Here is a 20,008-nt window from a genome sequence, read left to right as displayed (position 1 = left end):
TTGCGACTGCTACAGACTGTAGATCCGCAGTGGACGCGTTGTCCCATGCCGCTGCGGGGGGAGGCTACTGACGGTGTTGATGACTGAGACGATGCGCTGGTTCGGACCCTCCGATCCTGTAACCTTGCGCGACATTCGACAGGCGGGTGCCAGCGGCATCGTGACCGCGCTTCATGAAATCCCCAACGGCGCGGTCTGGCCGCGTGACGCCATCCTCGCACGCAAGCAGATGATCGAGGACGCCGGGCTCGTCTGGTCGGTGGTCGAGAGCCTTCCCGTCCATGACGGACTCAAGACGCGCGGCGCAGACTGGGACGGGCTGATCGCGCGCTATCGGGCAAGCCTCGTCAATCTCGCGGCGTGCGGCATTCAGGTCGTCACCTACAATTTCATGCCGCTGCTCGACTGGACGCGGACCGACCTTGCCTGGGCGATGCCCGACGGTGCGCTGGCGTTACGGTTCGAATTCGAGGCCGCCGCGGTGTTCGATCTCCACATCCTGCGTCGTCCCGGGGCTGAGGCGGACTATACGCCGGACATGCGCGATCGTGCCGCACGCCGGTTCGAGGGCATGACCGAGGACGAGCGCCGCCTGCTCGACCGCACGATTATAGCTGGACTGCCGGGGAGCGAGGAAACCTTCACGACCGAACGGTTCCTCGAGGCACTTGGCCAATATGACGGGGTCGATGCCGATGCACTCCGCGCCAATCATGTCGCTTTCCTTCAGGCGGTCTGCCCGCTTGCGGACGAGCTCGGCATCCGGCTGGTCGTCCATCCCGACGATCCGCCCTTTGCGCTGTTCGGCCTTCCCCGCGTCGTCAGCACCGAGGACGATCTCGTCCGGCTGTTCGATCGGGTGCCGAACCACTCCAACGGCCTGTGCTTCTGCGCAGGCTCACTCGGCGTGCGCGCGGACAATGATCTGCCGGGGATGATCGATCGGCTGGGGGAGCGGATCGGGTTCCTTCATCTGCGATCGGTCCAGCGCGAACCCGACCATTCCTTCCACGAAGCCGCGCATCTGGCGGGCAGCGCGGAGATGGTGTCGCTCGTCGCGGCGGTCCATGCGGTGCAGACCCGCGAAGGACGCTCGATCCCGATGCGGCCGGACCACGGGCACCAGATGCTCGACGATCTGACCAAGCAGACCTTACCGGGATATTCGCTGCTCGGGCGGATGCGCGGCCTCGCGGAGTTGCGCGGGGTGGAACGCGGGATCGCTTATGCGCGCCAGCAGGCGCGCAACGAGGGGGACGCCTGACCCTGCCGAGCCGAACCGACGCCGGACATTTCGATACACGATAAACAGAACAAGACCGCAGGGAGAGCGCGCGTGGACGGATCAACAGGAGCGGTGGGTTCGGTCCCGATCGACGCGGCACCACAGCGCGCGGGCGGCAATGTGCGCTGGGTGATTTGTGCACTGCTCTTCTTTGCGACCACGATCAATTACATCGATCGCCAGGTCATCGGCATCCTCAAGCCGACGCTGCAGGGCGAACTCGGCTGGACCGAAGTCGATTACGGCATGATCGTCTTCTGGTTCCAGGCGGCCTATGCGATCGGCCTGTTGCTGTGCGGCCCGGTGATCGACCGGATCGGGTCCAAGCTCGGCTATGCGGCGGCGATCACGGTCTGGAGCTTTGCCGCGCTGGCGCATGCGCTGGTGCGCAGCCCCGGCGGGTTCGCGACGATGCGGTTCGCGCTGGGGCTTGGCGAGGCGGCGAATTTCCCCGCCGCGATCAAGTCGGTCGCCGAATGGTTCCCCAAGAAGGAACGCGCGCTTGCCGCCGGCATCCTCAACGCGGGCGCAAACGTCGGCGCGATCGCGACCCCGATCATCGTTCCCCTGATCGCGCTCAATTACGGATGGCAGGCCGCGTTCATCGGGACGGGGTTGCTCGGTTTCATCTGGCTGGCGGCATGGCTCACCTTCTACCGCGCGCCCGAACGGCATCCGCGGCTGTCGCCGCAGGAACTGGCGTACATCACCAGCGATCAGGACAATGATGCGGGTGTGGCGCGCATTCCGTGGCGCGACCTGTTCCGCAGGCGTGCGACCTGGTCGTTCGTTGCCGCGAAGTTCCTGACCGACCCGGTGTGGTATCTCTTCCTGTTCTGGCTACCCGATTTCTTCGCCAAGCGTCACGGGCTCGATCTCAAGACGTTCGGTCCGCCGTTGATCGCGGTGTATCTGCTCGCGGATGTCGGCAGCATCGGTGGCGGCTGGCTGTCGTCGGCGCTGATCAAGCGCGGCTTCAGCATCAACGCCGGGCGCAAGCTTGCGCTGCTGGTCTGCGCGCTGTGCGTCCTCCCGATCATGTTCGCGAGCAGCGTTTCGAGTCTGGTCGCCGCGGTTGCGATCATCGGGCTCGCCGCGGCCGCGCATCAGGGCTGGTCGTCCAACCTCTACACGATGGTCTCCGACACTTTCCCCAAGAGCTCGGTTGCCTCGGTGATGGGGATCGGCGGCGCGGCTGGAGCGATCGGCGGGATGATCATGGCGCGCTATGTCGGGCATGTGCTGGAAACCGTGGGCAGTTATGCGCCGGTGTTCATCTGGGCGGGGACGGCCTATCTCATCGCGCTGGCGATCGTGCATCTGCTGGTGCCGCGGCTGGATGCGAAGGCGGGGTAAGCGCTCGATTCAGGAGACGCCGTCTGCTCGCTTACGAAGGCGGGATAGTCTCAAAACTATGGCTGTGCTCCCGCTTCGGCCCGACCCACCCCCGGCCCCTCCCTTCCAGGGAGGGGAGGTGCGCGTGGCAGTCCTTTTTCTCCCCTCCCTGGAAGGGAGGGGCCGGGGGTGGGTTGCCCTCCGCAGCGCACACCGCCAGCCCCGCAAAAAGCCGCCCTCACCCCGGCCTAATACCATCAGGCCGGGGTAAGATCCAACAGGCACACCAGTCTTACGCCTTGCGCATTTGCTCCACCGCATGCGACGCAGCGCGCGCGGTCAGCGCCATGAAGGTCAGCGACGGATTGACGCACGACACCGACGCCATTTGCGCACCATCGGTGATGTACAGGTTCGACGCTTCATGTGCCTGGTTCCACTTGTTGAGCACCGACTTGCGCGGGTCGAGACCCATGCGCGCGCCGCCCATCTCGTGGATCGCATCACCGGGGACATGCTCGCTTTCGTTGCTCGTAACGTTGAGCAGCCCGGCACCCTTGAGCATCGCCTCGCCCTGGACCCGCGCATCGGCCATCATCTTCAGTTCGTTGTCGCGGAAGCGGACGTCGAACTTCATCAGCGGCACCCCGAAACGATCGACCTTGTCCGGGTGGAGCGACACCTTGTTGTCGGCATAAGGCAGGCATTCGCCAAACGCGCCCATGCTGAACTTCCATGGACCGTATTTGCGCATTCCGTGCTTCATATCGGCACCGAAGCCGATCGGCGCTGCGGCCTCGCGACTCGCTCCGCCCTGATAGCCATAGCCGCGCAGGAACCCGACCCCGTCGTCCTTGCTGTTATTGCGGAAGCGCGGGATATAGACCGCCCCCGGACGGCGGCCATATTCGATCATGTCCTGCATCCCCGGGATCTCACCCGAGATCCCGACGCGGAAGATGTGATCCATCACATATTTGCCGAGCGTGCCGCTGGTATCGAAATAGCTGCGATCGCCACCCGGCATGCGCGAGTTCATCAGGATCTGGTTGGTCCCCATGGTCGATGCGCAGAGGAATACGAGATCGGCCGAGACAAGCTCGGAAAGTCCGGTTTTCGCATCGGTGAAGTGAACCCCCGTGACACGCTTGCGCTTTGCGTCATACGCGAGCTTCGTCACCACCGCGTCCGACCGCAGCGTCAGCCGCCCGGTCGCGCGAGCGGCCGGGAGCGTGACGGCCTGGGTCGAGAAATACGCGCCGAACGAACAGCCGTTGCCGCACTGGTTGCGGAACTGGCATTTGGTGCGGTTCTGGTCGGGCTTGTCCTCGGTCATGTTGGACAGGCGCGTATTGATCAGCTTGCGCCCCGGGAATTGCGTCTCGAGCCGCTGCTTGACCCACTTCTCCGCGACATTCATCGGCATTGGCGGCTGGAACTCGCTGTCGGGCAGATACGGCAGGTTCTCACGCGAGCCAGATACGCCGATGTATTTCTCGACATAGCTGTACCATGGCGCGACGTCGTCATAACCGATCGGCCACTCGCCATCGATCCCGTCGCGCTTGTTCGCCTCGAAATCGGCCGGGCTCCAGCGGAACACCCAGCGGCCCCAGATCAGCGACTTTCCGCCGACTGCGGCGGGGCGGATCCAGTAGAACTTTTCGCCCTCATCGAAGGCATAGGGGTTCAGCCGGTCGTCATTATAGAACTTCTGGTTGCTGGGCGCGACATAGCCGTGCTTCGCAATGAAATAATCACTGTCTTCCAGTGGCTTGGGCATACGATTGCGCGCCGGAACCTCATAGGCTGGCTTGCCGTCATATGTGTAATCTTCGCCATGTTCGACCATTATGCCGCGATCGAGCATGAGGACGCGAAGGCCCTTTTCCGTGAGTTCCTTGGCGGCGAACCCGCCGCTGACGCCCGATCCAATAACGATCGCGTCAAACCTGTTGGTGGATGCCATGATGGTATTTCCCGCTAGACTGATCAGTACCGCAACGCGCGCAGCGTCTCGAAGCTGGTGGTGACGTCGGGCAGATATGGCGCAGGCGCCTCATCGTTCTCGACATAGAAATGGCGGACGCCTGCGCTGCCCTTGCGGCGGAACAGGGCGGCAAAATCGGTCTTGCCCGCGCCGACGGCCGACATGCTGCGGTCCGCGCGCATGTCCTTGACGTGATAGGCGTAGAGCCGCGCCCCGAGCCGGTCGATCAACGCGCCGACATCCTCGCCCGCATGCGCGGCCCAGTAGAGGTCGAGCTCGAGCTTGACGAGCGACGGATTGGTCTCGCGCAGCAACCGCTCGTACAGGCTCACCCCGCCCGGCTTTGTCGTGAACTCGAAATCATGGTTGTGATAGGCGAAGCCGATCCCAGCCTTGCGCAACTCGGTCGCGAACCGCGTGAAGTTGGGGAGCGCCGCGTTCCAGCCAGCCTCGGTACGGTGCTGGTCGGTCATGTACGGCAGGACCACCGTGCTGACCCCGAGTGTCTTCGCCATCGCGAGCGATGCGTCGAACTTGCCGAGCAGCGCGTCATAGCTGATGTGCGCCGATGGTGCGCGCAGGCCCAGCCGGTCCATCGTCTTGCGCAGCATCGCGTGGTCCATCGCGTCATAGCCGCCACCGCCGAACTCCATCTCACGATAGCCGATCTTCGCGAGGGCCTCGAGCGTGCCGACGGGATCCTTCTGGAAGATCTCGCGCACCGTATAAAGCTGAAGTCCGATCGCACCGATCCGGCGCGTCGCCGCAGCGCGAGCAACCGTGGTTCCGACGAGCCCGAGCGCTGCGGCGCCACCGGCCCCCGCGAGCAAGTGTCTGCGATCGAGGATCATGCCGTGTACACCTTGTTGACCTTGGAATAGGGGAAGGCGCCGTTATATTCGCCGGGCACCGGCAGATATTCGCGCTCCTGCGTCATGCCGATTTCCGACGTGAAATAGCCGGTCAGCACGAGCTGGCGGAACACGAGGAAAAAAGCGTTGCCGCCGGGCAGCTGGTCGTTCATCGCCAGCGTCAGCAAGGCGTCCTGCTGCGCCGCGGTCGCCTTGGCGACGGACACCTTATAGTCCTGCTGACTACGCGCCTCGAGCATCGCCAGCCCGGCGATCAGCGGCTCCCGCTCCTTGGGATAGGACCAGTCGGCGAGCAGTTTCTCGATATAGGCGGGCACGCCCGCTGCGATCGCGCCGGGGGTGTCGGTCGTTGGGAGTACCCGTTCCGACAATACCGTCACCGCTTCGCGTTGCGCGGGCGTGAACACCGCGACGCTGGGCGGGCCGTCGCTGATTTTGGGTACGGCCACCGGCCCGGCGGGCCCCGCCGCACGCGCGATCGGTGCGAACACCGCCGTGCCGAACATCGCCGCCACGCTTGCAAGCGCGCCTCTGCGATCGATCATGTCTTGTCCTCTCCTGTATATGCGCCGGTGCGGATCATGCCGCGCCGTCCGCTGAGTCAATCATTCGATAAGCGGCAACCAACCGGTCCTCGCCCGTGCGCCCGGCGGTCGCATTGCCATGCTCCATGCCGATCACGCCGGTATAGCGCTTGGCCTTGAGGTGGCGGACGATCGGGCCGTAGTTGATTTCACCGGTGCCGGGCTCGTTACGCCCGGGGTTGTCGCCGAACTGGATATAGCCGACCTCGTCCCAGCACGTATCGAGCGTCGGGATCAGATTCCCCGACTGGATCTGCTCGTGATACAAGTCCGCCAGCACCTTGACCGCGGGGCTGTTGACACCGCGCGCAATCGCATAGCCCTGCGCAATCGACTGCATATAGACGCCGGGATGATTGGTCCGCGTATTGAGCGGCTCCATCACCATCGCAATGCCGTGGGGTGCGACGATGTCGCCAGCACGACGCATCACGTCGATCACCCGCGCAGTCTGGATATCGTGCGGGACCTTGGGGTCGAGGAACCCGGTGACGACCGTCATCCGTGTCGCATTCAGGCGTTTCGCAACCTCGATCGACCCGCGGACATCGGCGAGGAACGCCTCGCGCTCCGCACCGTCAGTGCTGCCGAGGATCGGCCGCGACTTGGACCATTGCGGCATGCTCGCGACGAACACGCCCATCGTCATCCCGCGCTGCGCGAGCGTTCGCGCCAACTGCTCCTGTTGCGCCACCGGCCGCGCGCGTGCCTCATTGTCTTCCCACGCGGTGAAGCCCTGATCGGCGGCATAGGCGATCTGTTCGATCAGACCGCCACGGCTGGCGAAGCTGCCCTCGTGCGGCGCGAACTTGAGACCGAACTTGGCCGTAGTGGACGGTCGGCCGCGGGCGACGGCCACCCCGGACGCTAGGGTCGCCACGGCACTTGCCGCGAGGAGCGTCCGGCGTGACAGCGTCATGCGACCGACCGCATCATTTCGCGCCAGCGCTCTTGAGATAGGCGATGATCGCAGCGCGCTTTGCCGGGTCCGGAGTCGAGATCGGCATCCGCGTGCCGGGGACCTTCTTGCCCGGGTTGGTGAGATACTCGTCCAGCGTCTTTTCGTCCCAGCGCAATTTAGACGCCTTCAGCGCTGGCGAGTAATTGAAGCCCGGCAGCGACGCGGCCGGACGCCCGACGACGCCGTGCAGATTGGGACCGATCCCGCTCTTGGCATCCTTCTGGACGGTATGGCACGCGCGGCAGGCATTGAACGCGGGCGGTGCGCCGGGGGCACTCTGTGCTGCGGTCGGGGTGGTCGGGGCAAGCACGGCTGCCGCAACCGCGGCCCCCGCCAACAAACTGATCTGAAGCTTCATTCATACTCTCCGGAACCGACACGAGTCCATTTCTGGTCGGATTGGGCATTGGATATCACGGCTTCGATGAACGCCATCGTACGCAAACCGTCAGGAACACCCGGAAAAGCCGCGGAATCGCTCTCGCCGCGGATCGCGGCAGCAAATGCGCGGTACAGATTGGCGAATGCCTCGATATAGCCTTCGGGATGACCGGACGGCGTGCGCAGCAACGCGCTCGTCGCGGCGTCCAGCCCCGGCCCGCCTGCACGAACGATCTCGGCAGGGCGATCGAGCCAGCGCAGGATGAGCGTATTGGGCTCCATCTGTGCCCATTCGAGGCCACCGTGTTCGCCGTGGATGCGCAGCCGCAGCCCGTTCTCCTCGCCCGCGGCAATCTGAGTCGCCTTGAGCAAGCCGCGTGCGCCATTGTCGAACCGCAGCATCGCGCCGACATCGTCGTCGAGCCGCCGCCCGGCAACATGCGTCGCGAGATCGGCCGACACTGTCTCGACCCGCAGCCCTGAGACATGTTCGGCAAGCTGGAACGCATGGGTGCCGATGTCGCCAAGGCATCCGCCAAGCCCGGCGCGCGCCGGATCGGTGCGCCATTCGGCCTGCTTGTTGCCATCGGTATCGATCGGCAGGCTGAGCCAGCCTTGGAGATACTCGACCTGAACCAGCCGGATCGCGCCCAGATCGCCGCGTGCGATGCGGAGTCGCGCCTCCTCGACCAGCGGATAACCGCTATAGGTGAAGGCCAGACCAAAATGCCGGCCGCTCGCGGTCGCGGCGGCGGCGATCGTCTCGGCTTCGGCCAGGCTCATCGCCATCGGCTTCTCGCAGAAGACGTGGAAGCCTGCATTGAGCCCGGCGATCGCCATCGGCGCATGGAGATGGTTGGGCGTGACGATCGCGATCGCGTCGATCCGCTCGTCCACGGGAAGCGCGCTTTCCTGCACGATCAGGTCGTCGAACGTCGGATAGACTCGATCCGGCGAAAGCCCGAGCCGCTCGCCGCTGCGCCGGCTGCGCTCGGCATCGGTGCTGAACGCGCCTGCGACCAGCCGCCAGTCGCCATCGAGCGCTGCGGCGCGCTGGTGGATCGCGCCGATGAACGCGCCGTCGCCGCCGCCGACCATGCCGAGCCGAAGAGGATGTCGAATCATGGCTTAGCCTTCGCTCGCCGGCAGCCCGAGGATCGTACGGATCGCCGCCCGGTCAGCGCCGCTTTTGGCAAAATCATCGAACGCATGATCGGTGAGGTGGATGATATGATCGCGGATGAAGGGTGCCCCTTCGCGTGCGCCATCCTCTGCCCGTTTCAGCGCGCATTCCCACTCCAGCACAGCCCAGCCCGTATAGCCATATTGCGCTAGTTTGCTGAAAATAGACGAGAAATCAACCTGACCGTCACCGAGCGAGCGGAACCGGCCAGCCCGGTCGACCCACCGCTCGTACCCGCCGTAGACGCCCGATCGCCCGGTCGGGTTGAACTCGGCGTCTTTGACGTGGAAGCAGGAGATGCGGTCGTGATAACGATCGATGAAGTCGAGGTAGTCGAGCTGTTGCAGCACGAAATGCGACGGATCGAACAGCATCCGCGCCCGCGGGTGGTGATCGACCGCGGTCAGGAACCGCTCCCACGACGCACCGTCGTGGAGATCCTCGCCCGGATGGACTTCATAGGCGCAATCGACCCCGGCGGCGTCGAACGCATCGAGGATCGGCAACCAGCGCCGCGCCAGTTCGGCGAACGCTTCCTCGACCAGCCCGGCGGGGCGCTGTGGCCACGGATAGACATAGGGCCAGGCAAGCGCACCCGAGAAGGTAGCGTGCGCCGACAGGCCCAGATTGGCGCTGGCGCGCGCGGCGAGCTTGAGCTGCTCGACCGCCCAGGCTTGCCGCTCAGCGGGCTTGCCGTGAACTTCGGGGGGCGCGAAACCGTCGAACAGCGCGTCATAGGCGGGATGAACCGCGACGAGCTGGCCTTGCAAATGGGTCGACAGTTCGGTGACCGCGATCCCGTGCTTGTCGAGCATCCCGCGCAGATCGTCGCAATAGGCAGTGCTCTCCGCCGCAAGCGACAGGTCGATCAGCCGGTCGTTGCACGGGATCTGCACCCCGACATAGCCAAGCCCTGCTGCCCAGCGCGCGAGGTTTTCGAGCGTGTCGAACGGTGCGGTGTCGCCTAGGAATTGCGCCAGGAAGATCCCCGGCCCCTTCATCGCGGTCATACTTCGGTCCTCGTTCTCGAATCGTCTTTGAACGCCAGCTGGAACAGCACGGCGATGCACGCTGCCGCGATCGCGGGATACCACCACATCCGGTGCCAGTCAGCGATGTCCGCCACTGCAGGCAATTGGGCATAGAGCAACGCGCCAATCTGCGACCCGAGCAACATCCCCACCCCGTAGGTAAATAGCGTCAGCATCCCCTGGGCCTGCGCGTTGACGCCCTTGGGCGTCGCGATTGTGCCCGTGTAGATCGCGCCCGCGACGAAGAAGAAGTCATAGCAAACGCCGTGCAGCGCTACGCCAAGGTACACCGCCCACAGACCTGAGCCGCCGTCACCGATCGCAAACAACGCGTAGCGCACCGCCCAGGCGGCCATTCCCACCAGCAGCAACGGCTTGACGCCGAACCGACGGTACAGCCACGGCATCGAGAACATGAACGCCAGTTCGGACATCTGCCCGATCGCGAGCGTGCCACCGACATTCTCGATCCCCGCCGCGCCGACATAGGGCGAAGCATAGGCATAATACATCGCGAGCGGGACCGAGATCAGTGTGGCGCAGACGATGAACACGAGGAACGAGCGCTGCTTGAGCAAGCTGAACGCCTCGACGCAAAGCACCTGGCGCAGCACGCCCTCGTCGCGCGGCGCATCCGGCGCGACATTGGGCAGCGTGAAACTGTAGAGGCCGAGCGCGATCGATGCGACCGCCGCGATGGTGAAGATCTGCGGGCTGGCCGACAGCCCCGCCCAACCGACGATCAGGCCAGCGGTGATCCAGCCGACCGTGCCGAACGCACGCGCGAAGGGAAAGCGGTCGGCGCGGTCGCCGAAGCTCTTGAGCGCGATCGTGTTGGCGAGGCCGACGGTCGGCATGTAGAGGATCATGTAGCAGAGCAGCAGGCAGACGAACGTAGCGCCCGCCTCCGGGGTGATCAGCGACGGAAGCACGAACAGCAGCGCGCCACCGACGAGGTGCAGGATCACCATCAGCAGGCGCGGCGCGACATAGCGCGCGGCTGCCATGCCGATCAGGAAGGACCCAACGATCGAAGCGATCGGCCCGACTGAAAAGGCGTTGCCGATCAGCGACCCGATCCCGACCGTCTGCATTACCAGGCCAAGCGTGACTGTCCACGCCCCCCAGACGAAGAACTGCAGGAACATCAGGACGCTGAGGCGCCCGGTCAGCCACCCGTCCGAGGGCGTGACGACTGTTCGATCAATCTGTTCCGAAACGGCCATCGTCATCCTCATTCGCGCAGTTTGCCTGCTTGTCGGACAAGAAGCTAACCGGGGCAATTCAGGATGTAAAGGATTACATCGGATCGTCATCGACATGCGCCGCGACTCGATCCATGACGGTTCGATGACGACCATTATCGACGTAGCCGCGAGGGCCGGGGTTTCGACTGCCACGGTCTCGCGTGTCCTCAGTCGACCCGAGCGAGTCGCCGAACCGACCCGCCTGCGCGTGCTCGAAGTGGTCCGCACGCTGGGCTACGCCCCCAACGTCGCCGCACGCACCCTGCGCACGTTGCGGGCGGCCAAGATCCTGCTGACGGTTCCCGATATTTCCAATCCGTTCTTCGCCAGCGTCATTCGGGGTGCCGAAGAGGCAGCGCGCGATGCGGGTTATGCGGTGGTCGTGGGGGATACGCGGCACGATCCCGAGATCGAGGACCAATATGCCGAGATGCTGTCGCGGCGCGAAGTCGACGGGCTGATCTTTCTTGGTCATCGATTGCCCGAAAGCCTCCAGCCGTTGCTCGACCTTCGCGGCGACGCTGCGCCGATCGTCAACGGGTGCGAATACAGTCCGGGCATCGGCGTCCCCAGCGTCCACATCGACAATGCCGCCGCAAGCGGCGAGGCGTTCGAGCATCTCGTCGCGCTCGGCCACCGCGACATCGGCGTCATCACCGGGCCGACGATCAGCCCGATCAGTCGGGATCGGCTGAGCGGTGCGACCGCGGCAGCGGCGCGGCACGGTCTGGTGGATCGGCTGCGGGTCCGCACTGCAGACTATTCGGCGGGAGTCGCGTTCGAACAGGCCCGCGCCTTGCTCCTCGAGGGAGTGACCGCACTGTATTGCTTCAGTGACGAAATGGCGATCGGCGCAATCAGTGCGGTGGCCGAGGCTGGCCTGTCGTGTCCCGGAGACGTTTCGGTGGTCGGCTTCGACGACGTTCCGCTCGCGCGCTATTTCCAGCCCGGTCTGACGACGATCGCACAGCCCAAGGCAATGATCGGGCGCCGCGCGGTTGAGCTGCTCGTCCATATTCTGCGTGATGCACCAAGCCCGCCACGTCAGGTCACGCTGGACCATATGCTGATCATCCGCGGCAGTACGGCACGCCCACGGCATTAGTCGCGTGCCGGGCTTGCACCGCGCAACATGGTGGTTTGGCGCACGAAATTTGGTCGTAAGCGATCGGTCGCTTGCTCCCGCGGGAATCGGCTGTCAGGTTGCGGCAACGAAACGGGGGGAACGGTTCGATGTTCGGCCGCAATGGCCGTTCGGAAACGGTTCGCGGAACCCTGTAGATCTATGGTGCTGCATCGCCTTGCGGCACCGCTATTGGAAAGGATGGTCCTATGACCGCAACGCTCTCGCTCCTCGCCGTCGCCATGCTGGCGCAGGCCGCGCCGGCCACTCCAGCCGCGACCGCTCCCGAGCAACGCCCCGAGGCAACCGAAGTCTGGCAGCCCGAACCCCCGGTGGTGGTCGTCGCGCCGACACCGTCCGTTCCCGCCCCCGCCGACGCGCTGGTGCTGTTCGACGGCAAGAACCTCGACCAGTGGATCAGCACCAAGGACAAGGGCGCGGCACGCTGGACAGTCGGCGACGGCGTGCTGACGGTGCGCAAGGGCACCGGCAACATTGAGACCAAGCGCAAGTTCGGCAATTATCAATTGCATCTCGAATGGCGCGTTCCGGCCAACATCACCGGCACGGGGCAGGCTCGGGGCAACAGCGGGCTGTTCCTCGCCTCGACCGGCGAGGGCGACGAGGGGTACGAACTCCAGATCATGGATAGCTTCCGCAACAAGACCTATGTCAACGGTCAGGCGGGTGCCATTTACAAGCAGATCATCCCGCTCGCCAACCCGACCCGCGCCCCCGGCGAATGGCAGAGCTACGACGTAATCTGGACTGCGCCGGTGTTCGGCGCGGACGGGAAGCTCACCAGCCCCGCCTATGCGACCGTCTTCTTCAACGGCGTCCTGGTCCAGAACCACGTCGCGCTGAAGGGCCAGACCCGCTATATCGGTGCGCCGGAGTATAAGGCGCATGGCCCCGCCGCGATCAAGCTGCAGGACCATGGCGACCCCAGCGCACCGATCAGCTTCCGCTCGATCTGGATCCGCGATCTGAAGTAATCCTGGCTCGAGCAAGACGGGAGGCGCGTCGGTTGGCCGACGCGTCCTTCGGAAGAAAGGGGACCTGTTTGCGTCACTGACCGTTAACGGTGATGCATCTGTTCGAAAGCCTCGACGCGATCCTGCTCGCAGCCTTGCTGCTGCTTGCGCTCGCGCGGAAACTCAACGTCCCCTACCCCACGCTTCTTGCGGCCGCCGGAATCGGTTTTGCGCTGCTGCCGTTCGTGCCCGATATCGCGGTCGATCCGCAGCTTGCGCTGGCCTTGTTCATCGCGCCAGCACTGCTCCATGCGGCGTATCACACCAGCCTCCGTGGGCTTCGGCGCTACTGGTTTCCGTTGGTGTCGCTCGCGGTATTCGCGGTTATCGTGACCACGGCGGCGGTTACGGTCGTCGGCATGGCAGCGGGGGGACTGTCGTTCGCCGCGGCCTTCGCGCTGGGGGCGATCGTGGCACCGCCCGACGCCGCCGCCGCAGAAGCGGTTCTGTCGGAAATCGGCATTCCGCGCCGGGGCATGTTGCTGTTGCAGGGGGAAAGCCTGCTCAACGATGCGACGGCCTTGCTGCTGTTCGGGCTGGCGGTGGCGATGGCAAACCATACCGACACCGCCGCGACCCCGTGGGTCCTCGCCGCCGCCGCCCCCGCCGGTGCGCTGTTCGGGCTGGCGTGCGGATGGGCGTACCTTCGGATTGTTCCAATCTTCGCAGGCACGCTCGGGTCGAGCCTCGCCGATTTTGCGGTTACCTTCGCGATCTGGCTAGCGGCGGAGCGCCTGCACCTGTCGCCGGTGCTCGCGGTCGTGGCGTTCGGATTGCTGGTTGCGCAACGCCGCCCCGCCGGCCAACCGGCACGCGACCGGATCCAGTCCAAGGCAGTGTGGGCCGCCGCGGTGCTGGTGCTCAACGTCGTGGCATTCCTGCTGATGGGTCTGCAGTCGCGCGATATCGTCTCGAAGCTGTCGCCATCCGAGCGCCTTCCCGCACTGGGCTTTGCGCTGCTGGTGCTCGTCACCGTACTCGTCGTCCGGCTGGCGTGGGTGTTCCTGGTGCGCGCGATCGAAGGGGTGATCGTTCGCCGCTATGCGCCCGCATGGCTTCCCGAACCGCCGCCGTGGAGCGCGTCGCTGGTACTCGGCTGGTCGGGAATGCGCGGGCTGGTCACGCTCGCCGCGGCCTTCGCGCTGCCGCATGCTTTGCCCGGGCGCGATCTGATCGTGCTGTCCGCCTTCGCGGTCGTGATCGGGACACTCGTGGTTCAGGGGTTGACGCTGGGGCCCTTGATCCGATGGTTCGGCACCGACGAGGATGCGGGGCTTGCGGCCAAGATCGGCACTGCACGGCGGCAGGTTATCCATGCCGGACTGCACGCGCTCGACGATGACGACACCTCGGATGCGGCCAACGCGCTCCGCGTACGCTACGGCGCGGCGCATGACGTGGCGTCGAACGCGGAGGATCCCCAGGCGCCGTCGGAATTCGACCGGCTCCACCTCAAGGTCCTCGAACAGCAGCGTGCCGAACTCAACACGATGCGCGAAAGCGGCGACCTTGCGGAAGATGTGTATCGGCGGCTGCTCGAGGAACTCGACTGGTCGGAAGTCGAGGCGCGGTCCTATTCGGACAACATGTTGCGGTCGGCCTGAGCGCTGCGGTCGCGGCCTGGAAATGCCGCGACCGCAAAAACCGCTCAAACCAGCCCGTCGCCTTCCACGACCAACGCAACGCCGATCGGGTCGCGACGGGCGGCAGGCAAAGTGACGTACAGTGCGTCGCTTCCCTGCCGGATATCGAGCGGCGCGGTAGAACCGGGAAGCGTCACGCGGCGAACGGTGCCGCGCTTGGCGAGTTCGGGTAGCCGCGCGACGCCATTCTCGGGCCAGCCCAGCACGAAGGCATGGACGGCGGTGCCTTTGCGCACGTAGCGAATGTCGCTGGCGGTATAAGGCGAAGTGGGTTTGCCTTCGCTGAAGTCCCCGCTCTTGATGCTAGTCGGCCCCTCGCCGAACACCCGCCACGGGCGCGTTCCGTAGATCGCGGCACCGTAGCGACCCATCCATGCGGCGATCCCCTCGACCACCGCTTCTTCCTTCTCGTCGATCGTGCCGTCGCCGCGCATCGGCACCGAGACCATCAGATTGCCGTTCTTCGAGACCACGTCGCACAGCGTATGGATGACCTTCGCCGGGGTTTTATACCCGTCGCGGTCATACAGATCGCGGTCGTAATGCCAGTTGCCGATGCACGTGTCGGTCTGGAACGGATATGGCTGGATATCGTCGTGGACGCCGCGTTCGACATCGTCGACGATCCCCATCCGGCGGCCGACCGGCGTGCCCTTTGCGGTGACGACGGCCTCGTTGCGGCCGTCATGCCAGCGCATCGACTGGTTGTAGAAATAGGCGGTGATATCGAGCCCCGCCTGCCCCAGCGGCAGGTCGAAATTATCGAAATACACCATGTCCGGGCGATACCGGTCGATCAGTTCCTTGCAGCGTAGCGACCAGTTGCGCGTGAAGGCGGGATTGGCGGCAGGCGCAGCCTCGGTCCACACGCGGTCGTGCGCTTCGTGCCAGGCGTTCGCCGCCTTGATCGTGCGCAGCCCGTCGGGCATTGGCATGGTGCGGCCGGTGTAGAGTTGCTGCGGGTCCAGCCCATCCCACCATTTCCCGCGTCCGCCCGCCTTGGTCAGCCACGCCGCGGCGTAGCGCTTGCCTGCCAGGGGGCCCTCGGGATCATAACCATAGGCCGGTTGCAACCAGTGCCAGGCGTGGGCCGAATGGTTGGATACGCCGAACCGCAGCCCGCGATCGCGCGCCAGCTTGCTCCATTGCCCGATGATGTCGCGACGCGGGCCGATCCGGGTCGCATTCCACGGATGATGGCTCGACGCATAGGTGTCGAAATTGTCGTGGTGATTGGCAAGCGCCATGAAGTAGCGCGCGCCTGCGCGCTGATACAGGTCCATCAGCCGCGCCGGATCCCAGCGGTTCGCGGTCCAGCGCGGGAACATCTCCATGAAGCCGGTGCGCGACGGATGCCCGTAATGCGCGACGTGATGATCGTACGCGCGCGACCCTTGCAGGTACATGTCGCGCGCATACCAGTCACCGGCCTCGGGTACGCATTGCGCGGACCAGTGCGCCCACATGCCGAACTTGGCATCGCGGAACCAGTCGGGTGCGCGGTAATGCTCGGTGAAGGACTGCCAATTTGGACGGAATGCCCCGTCGGCAGGCGCGGCGCGCACCCCTGTCGCCAGGGCACCCAGACCCAGACCCGTCATGGACAGCATCGATCGGCGATCAACGATCATTATCGTCTCCTATTGCCGGCTTGCGCGGCGTTTGTCGGACAAGATACGGGATCGATCCGTTCGCACAAGCAAGAAAGGTTTTGCATTAGCGAGAATTCTGGACTGCTTGCCTGAAGTGCTCGCACTGCACCGCCCCTAAACAACCTGTTTTGTTTTGCCTGCCGCGGCACCGGGGGACCGATGCCGCGTTGCACCGCCAATGAAAGTTCCAGCCGAGCAAACCACCGACGCAGCCTCTTGGTGGTTGATCGGCGCAATGGGCATCCTCTGCCTTTTCGTTTCCGCCGATCTCGGCTTCTATGTACGCGCCGCCAGCGTCCTGCCGCTCGGGATCGGGCTGCTGACCCTTATCGCCGGAATGGTGATCGGATCGCGCACGGGCCGTCCGCGGTTATCGGCCGGAGCCACCGCATTCCTACAGATGACGCTGTTCACGGTGATCGGCGTGGTGCTGGCCTATGCGCTGGCGGCGCGAGCCGGACCGTTGTGGGACGATAGCTTTGCCGCATGGGACGTGGCGCTGGGCTTCGACTGGCCTGCGGTGTTCGCGACAGCAGACCGGTCGCCCGTGATGCTGTGGATCGGAGGGCTCGCCTATCACAGCCTGACGCTACAGATGATCGTCGCGATCGTCGTGCTCAGTGCAACCGACCGCGCCGACACGCTGCGAACCGCGGTTGCTGCAGCGATCCTTGGGGGTTTTGCGACCATCGCGATTTCGGGCATCGTTCCCGCACTGGGGAACGTGTTCGATCCAGCCGCGTATCATATTCTGTGGCCGTCGGTGGCCTGGATCGAACGGGACATGATCCTCGGGCTTCGGGACGGGTCGTGGCGGATGATCGACCTGACGCAGCTTATGGGCATCGTCAGCTTTCCGAGCTATCATGCGACGTTGCCGGTGATCCTCGCCTGGGCACAGCGCGACGTTCGCGGATGGCGGTTCGTCACACCGGTGTGGGCTGGCGTGACGATCCTCGCGACGCCGGTGTTCGGCGGGCATTACGGGGTCGATGTGCTGGCGGGGCTGGTCATGGCGGTCCTGTCACTGTCGGCCGCACCGTGGATGGCCCGTCGGCGGATCGGCTGGCGCGGAAACCTGCCGACAACGGCTAGCCACGTCGGGTAGACCGGCGATAGGAGACACACTCCGGCTTGCCGCAACGAGACTCGGAGTTTGGAATGGCGTGGTACGACAAACTGGCGATCGTAGTGGGCATGGTGCTGTTCATGGAGTGCTTTGCCTGGGCGACGCACAAATATGTCATGCACGGCTGGGGCTGGGGCTGGCATCGGTCGCACCATGAACCGCATGACAGCGCGTTCGAGAAAAACGACCTTTACGCGGTGACCTTCGCGGTGCTCGTGATCGCGCTGTTCGCGCTCGGCGTGCTGTGGGAGCCCTTGTGGTGGGCTGCGCTCGGCATCACCGTTTACGGCGGCATCTACGCCTTCGTCCACGACATGCTCGTCCATCAGCGGTTCGGTTCGCGCTGGGTGCCGCGGCGCGGCTATGCCAAGCGCTTGCTTCAGGCGCACCGGCTCCACCATGCCGTCAAGGGCAAGGACGGCGGCGTGAGTTTCGGCTTCCTGTTCGCACCCGATCCCGCACGGCTCAAGCGGCAACTTGCGGAGCGGAACGAGCGATGAGCGTGCTGTCCGCTGCCGACACGGGCAACCCTGTTTCGCGCGACGGCGATGCGCGCACGAGCCTGTTGCTCGCCGCCGCGATCGGGCTGGCATGGCTGACGATCCATGTCGGCGCGATCTTCTTCTGGCGGTGGAACGCCATGACGGTGTTGCTCGCGGTGCCCGTGATCCTCGTGCAGGCATGGCTCAGCACCGGCCTGTTCATCATTGCACATGATTGTATGCATGGCTCGCTGATGCCCGGCCGACGCGGCGTCAACACGGTGGTCGGTACGCTGTGTCTCGCGGCTTATGCCGGGCTGTCCTATCGCGCGCTGTTTCCCAAGCATCACGCGCACCACGCCGCACCCGGCACCGCGGACGATCCCGATTTCCATGCAGGCGAACCACGGCGCGCAGGGCCGTGGTTCTTCCGGTTCTTCCTCGGTTATTACACCCATGCGCAGATCCTGCGCATCACGGTCGCCGCGATCGTCTACATGCTGTTGGGCGCTTCGCTCCTCAACATCGTCGTATTCTGGGCGATCCCAGCACTTCTTGCGCTGGTGCAATTGTTCCTGTTCGGCACCTATCTGCCGCATCGCCACGAGGACACACCGTTCGCCGATGCGCATAACGCCCGCAGCAATGCGCTATCCCCGCTGGTCTCGTTGATGACGTGTTTCCATTTCGGAACCTATCATCACCAGCACCACCTCAGCCCGCGGACTCCGTGGTGGCGGCTCCCGAGTTCAATCGGGGGTCGATAGCGCGGCATCGATCCGCGCGGCGGCCTCCGCCGCGCCCCCTGCCGACAGCATTTCGGTCGCCAGCCGAGCCGCCGCCGCCCGGTAGCCGGCACCTTGCATCACGTCGGTCAGCGCCGCCGCCAGACGTCGCACGGTCAGCCCCCGCGGTGACACGGCCCGCCCCGCCCCGACCCGCACCAGCCGCGCGGCCGTACCAGGCTGTTCGAACGCGATCGGCAGCGCGACGATCGGCACGCCCGCGGCAAGCGCGTCGATCACCGAATTGAACCCGCCGTGGAGCACCGCCGCGGAACACTGCCGCAGCACTGCCTCCTGCGGCCAGAACGCGCGGACCAGTGGATCCCCCGGCAGCGCGGACGCCTCCGCCGCGCTCAGCCCGCCGCCATGCGCGATCACTGCGCGCGCACCGATCATCGCGCACGCCTCTGCCATCGTCGCGAAGAGCCCTCGCCGCCCCCCCTGCAGCGTGCCGAGCGAACAGAACACCAAGGGCCGCCCATCGGACGGAAGATCGACCGGCACGTCCATCGTCGCGCGCCACGGCCCGCCGTAAACGATCGCGGCCGATCGCGGATAATCCAGCGCCTGCGGGCATTGCGCGATCGACAGGCGGCCGCGCGTGGCGGCGCGTGCATCGAGGTTCCACGCACGACGGCGGGATGCGAGCACCTGCGTGATCGGGCGCAACAACAGGTCCGACACGAAATACCCACCGTGATTGCGAAACCGACCGATCCGATCGGGCCGATACTTCCAGCCCAAGAAAGGCGGGGGGACGTCCGGCTCGCGCAGCAGCGGCAGGCCGGTGATGCTCACCACATGCGGAACGCCGAGCCGCTCCGCGATCAGCGCCCCCGCAGCCTCGGCAGAATCGGCGATCACCGCGTCCACGCCGATCGCGCGCAGCACGTCGGGTGCCTCGTCGAGCAGAGTCGCGGTCATCGCCGCGGTACTGCGGATCATCCGCGTAAGCCCGACCGGGCCGGTCGGATCGGCGAGCTTGGCAAGATAGGCATCGATCGATGCCGTAGGTGCGCCGGACCCATCGAGCGCGGCGAAACCGATCTCCGGCGTCGTCACGAACCGCGACACCGCCGCAAGATGGACGACCGTGACGCGGTGGCCATGCCTGGCGAGCGCGGTGCCGAGCACCTGCAACGGGTTCAGATGCCCCGGCGTCGGCGGCGCGATGATCGCGATATGACGAGGAGCGGACATCACGAACCTGCAGATTTCGAACGAAGGGGTTACGCGGCGTTCCGCTGTTGCCGCTGCCGATACGTGACGGTGTTTCCGCGGCAATAAAGCA

At 65.2% G+C, this 20,008-nt stretch carries 18 protein-coding genes; 8 read left to right on the top strand and 10 right to left on the bottom strand.

The genetic code is table 11. The annotated features are described in order from the left end of the window. The first annotated feature begins 79 nt into the window (after positions 1-79). Both uxuA and AC3WJR_RS17610 read left to right on the top strand, forming a co-directional pair. Complete coding sequence (uxuA, locus tag AC3WJR_RS17615) at positions 80-1,264, top strand: mannonate dehydratase (RefSeq protein WP_492726593.1); 1,185 nt, start codon at positions 80-82, stop codon at positions 1,262-1,264. A gap of 72 nt (positions 1,265-1,336) precedes the next feature. Beyond that, positions 1,337-2,641, top strand: coding sequence for an MFS transporter (locus AC3WJR_RS17610; protein ID WP_492726591.1), 1,305 nt, complete (start codon positions 1,337-1,339; stop codon positions 2,639-2,641). 271 nt (positions 2,642-2,912) lie between these two features. Here the strand turns inward: AC3WJR_RS17610 and AC3WJR_RS17605 are convergent, their stop codons facing one another. From AC3WJR_RS17605 to AC3WJR_RS17570, 8 genes are all read right to left on the bottom strand, one after another. Beyond that, the gene (locus AC3WJR_RS17605) at positions 2,913-4,589 is read right to left on the bottom strand and encodes a GMC oxidoreductase (RefSeq protein ID WP_492726590.1); all 1,677 of its coding nucleotides are present in this window, start codon (positions 4,587-4,589) and stop codon (positions 2,913-2,915) included. A 23-nt stretch (positions 4,590-4,612) separates the two neighbouring features. Continuing rightward, entirely contained in the window at positions 4,613-5,461 is an 849-nt protein-coding gene (locus tag AC3WJR_RS17600; protein WP_354282963.1) for a sugar phosphate isomerase/epimerase family protein, read from the bottom strand. Beyond that, positions 5,458-6,027 (bottom strand): gluconate 2-dehydrogenase subunit 3 family protein, encoded by a 570-nt coding sequence (locus AC3WJR_RS17595; RefSeq protein ID WP_354282965.1) that lies wholly within the window; start codon positions 6,025-6,027, stop codon positions 5,458-5,460. Before AC3WJR_RS17595 ends, AC3WJR_RS17600 begins: the two co-directional genes overlap by 4 nt. 34 nt (positions 6,028-6,061) lie before the next feature. Next, positions 6,062-6,925, bottom strand: a complete 864-nt coding sequence (locus tag AC3WJR_RS17590) for a hydroxypyruvate isomerase family protein (protein WP_492726587.1) — start codon at positions 6,923-6,925, stop codon at positions 6,062-6,064. Positions 6,926-6,998: 73 nt separating this feature from the next. Beyond that, positions 6,999-7,385 carry a c-type cytochrome gene (locus tag AC3WJR_RS17585; protein ID WP_354282968.1) on the bottom strand — a complete coding sequence of 129 codons (387 nt, stop codon included), beginning with the start codon at positions 7,383-7,385 and terminating at the stop codon, positions 6,999-7,001. Beyond that, positions 7,382-8,533, bottom strand: coding sequence for a Gfo/Idh/MocA family protein (locus tag AC3WJR_RS17580; RefSeq protein WP_492726586.1), 1,152 nt, complete (start codon positions 8,531-8,533; stop codon positions 7,382-7,384). The genes AC3WJR_RS17585 and AC3WJR_RS17580 overlap by 4 nt, the downstream gene beginning before the upstream one ends. Positions 8,534-8,536: 3 nt before the next feature. After that, a complete protein-coding gene (locus tag AC3WJR_RS17575) occupies positions 8,537-9,601 on the bottom strand; it encodes a sugar phosphate isomerase/epimerase family protein (RefSeq protein WP_492726584.1) in 1,065 nt (354 codons plus the stop codon). Further along, positions 9,598-10,848, bottom strand: coding sequence for an MFS transporter (locus tag AC3WJR_RS17570; protein WP_492726583.1), 1,251 nt, complete (start codon positions 10,846-10,848; stop codon positions 9,598-9,600). Before AC3WJR_RS17570 ends, AC3WJR_RS17575 begins: the two co-directional genes overlap by 4 nt. Positions 10,849-10,972: 124 nt before the next feature. Between AC3WJR_RS17570 and AC3WJR_RS17565 the strand changes: the two genes are divergently transcribed. The 3 genes from AC3WJR_RS17565 to AC3WJR_RS17555 all read left to right on the top strand — a co-directional run bounded on the left by AC3WJR_RS17565 (position 10,973) and on the right by AC3WJR_RS17555 (position 14,630). Further along, positions 10,973-11,974 carry a LacI family DNA-binding transcriptional regulator gene (locus AC3WJR_RS17565; RefSeq protein WP_492726582.1) on the top strand — a complete coding sequence of 334 codons (1,002 nt, stop codon included), beginning with the start codon at positions 10,973-10,975 and terminating at the stop codon, positions 11,972-11,974. 227 nt (positions 11,975-12,201) lie between these two features. Then, positions 12,202-12,987, top strand: coding sequence for a 3-keto-disaccharide hydrolase (locus tag AC3WJR_RS17560; RefSeq protein WP_492726580.1), 786 nt, complete (start codon positions 12,202-12,204; stop codon positions 12,985-12,987). A 92-nt stretch (positions 12,988-13,079) separates the two neighbouring features. Next, positions 13,080-14,630, top strand: coding sequence for a cation:proton antiporter (locus tag AC3WJR_RS17555; protein WP_492726715.1), 1,551 nt, complete (start codon positions 13,080-13,082; stop codon positions 14,628-14,630). Positions 14,631-14,674: 44 nt separating this feature from the next. Here the strand turns inward: AC3WJR_RS17555 and AC3WJR_RS17550 are convergent, their stop codons facing one another. Then, a complete protein-coding gene (locus tag AC3WJR_RS17550; RefSeq protein ID WP_492726579.1) occupies positions 14,675-16,300 on the bottom strand; it encodes an alpha-L-fucosidase in 1,626 nt (541 codons plus the stop codon). Positions 16,301-16,499: 199 nt separating this feature from the next. Between AC3WJR_RS17550 and AC3WJR_RS17545 the strand changes: the two genes are divergently transcribed. Genes AC3WJR_RS17545 through AC3WJR_RS17535 form a run of 3 tightly spaced genes read left to right on the top strand, consistent with a single transcriptional unit; the run spans position 16,500 to position 18,699 of the window. Then, positions 16,500-17,429: a phosphatase PAP2 family protein gene (locus tag AC3WJR_RS17545; RefSeq protein WP_492726577.1), complete on the top strand. Its 930-nt coding sequence runs from the start codon at positions 16,500-16,502 to the stop codon at positions 17,427-17,429. A gap of 53 nt (positions 17,430-17,482) precedes the next feature. Beyond that, positions 17,483-17,950 (top strand): sterol desaturase family protein, encoded by a 468-nt coding sequence (locus tag AC3WJR_RS17540; RefSeq protein ID WP_354282984.1) that lies wholly within the window; start codon positions 17,483-17,485, stop codon positions 17,948-17,950. Beyond that, positions 17,947-18,699 carry a fatty acid desaturase gene (locus tag AC3WJR_RS17535; protein ID WP_492726575.1) on the top strand — a complete coding sequence of 251 codons (753 nt, stop codon included), beginning with the start codon at positions 17,947-17,949 and terminating at the stop codon, positions 18,697-18,699. The genes AC3WJR_RS17540 and AC3WJR_RS17535 overlap by 4 nt, the downstream gene beginning before the upstream one ends. Here AC3WJR_RS17535 and AC3WJR_RS17530 read toward each other — a convergent pair. Further along, positions 18,682-19,917 carry a glycosyltransferase gene (locus tag AC3WJR_RS17530; protein WP_492726574.1) on the bottom strand — a complete coding sequence of 412 codons (1,236 nt, stop codon included), beginning with the start codon at positions 19,915-19,917 and terminating at the stop codon, positions 18,682-18,684. The genes AC3WJR_RS17535 and AC3WJR_RS17530 overlap by 18 nt on opposite strands. Positions 19,918-20,008 lie beyond the last annotated feature (91 nt).

This window comes from Sphingomonas sp. FW306-05-A, from assembly GCF_058782275.1.
The sequence above is the reverse complement of the archived record's forward strand: the minus strand, read 5'-3'. Positions and strand labels throughout refer to the sequence as shown.

Coding starts and splice junctions, on each gene's coding strand:
- AC3WJR_RS17560 (WP_492726580.1), top strand. CDS start 12,202: ATGACCGCAACGCTCTCGCTCCTCGCCGTCGCCATGCTGGCGCAGGCC.
- AC3WJR_RS17570 (WP_492726583.1), bottom strand. CDS start 10,848: ATGGCCGTTTCGGAACAGATTGATCGAACAGTCGTCACGCCCTCGGAC.
- AC3WJR_RS17600 (WP_354282963.1), bottom strand. CDS start 5,461: ATGATCCTCGATCGCAGACACTTGCTCGCGGGGGCCGGTGGCGCCGCA.
- AC3WJR_RS17580 (WP_492726586.1), bottom strand. CDS start 8,533: ATGATTCGACATCCTCTTCGGCTCGGCATGGTCGGCGGCGGCGACGGC.
- AC3WJR_RS17535 (WP_492726575.1), top strand. CDS start 17,947: ATGAGCGTGCTGTCCGCTGCCGACACGGGCAACCCTGTTTCGCGCGAC.
- AC3WJR_RS17565 (WP_492726582.1), top strand. CDS start 10,973: ATGACGACCATTATCGACGTAGCCGCGAGGGCCGGGGTTTCGACTGCC.
- AC3WJR_RS17605 (WP_492726590.1), bottom strand. CDS start 4,589: ATGGCATCCACCAACAGGTTTGACGCGATCGTTATTGGATCGGGCGTC.
- AC3WJR_RS17595 (WP_354282965.1), bottom strand. CDS start 6,027: ATGATCGATCGCAGAGGCGCGCTTGCAAGCGTGGCGGCGATGTTCGGC.
- AC3WJR_RS17585 (WP_354282968.1), bottom strand. CDS start 7,385: ATGAAGCTTCAGATCAGTTTGTTGGCGGGGGCCGCGGTTGCGGCAGCC.
- AC3WJR_RS17575 (WP_492726584.1), bottom strand. CDS start 9,601: ATGACCGCGATGAAGGGGCCGGGGATCTTCCTGGCGCAATTCCTAGGC.
- AC3WJR_RS17545 (WP_492726577.1), top strand. CDS start 16,500: ATGAAAGTTCCAGCCGAGCAAACCACCGACGCAGCCTCTTGGTGGTTG.
- AC3WJR_RS17555 (WP_492726715.1), top strand. CDS start 13,080: ATGCATCTGTTCGAAAGCCTCGACGCGATCCTGCTCGCAGCCTTGCTG.
- AC3WJR_RS17540 (WP_354282984.1), top strand. CDS start 17,483: ATGGCGTGGTACGACAAACTGGCGATCGTAGTGGGCATGGTGCTGTTC.
- uxuA (WP_492726593.1), top strand. CDS start 80: ATGACTGAGACGATGCGCTGGTTCGGACCCTCCGATCCTGTAACCTTG.
- AC3WJR_RS17550 (WP_492726579.1), bottom strand. CDS start 16,300: ATGATCGTTGATCGCCGATCGATGCTGTCCATGACGGGTCTGGGTCTG.
- AC3WJR_RS17530 (WP_492726574.1), bottom strand. CDS start 19,917: ATGTCCGCTCCTCGTCATATCGCGATCATCGCGCCGCCGACGCCGGGG.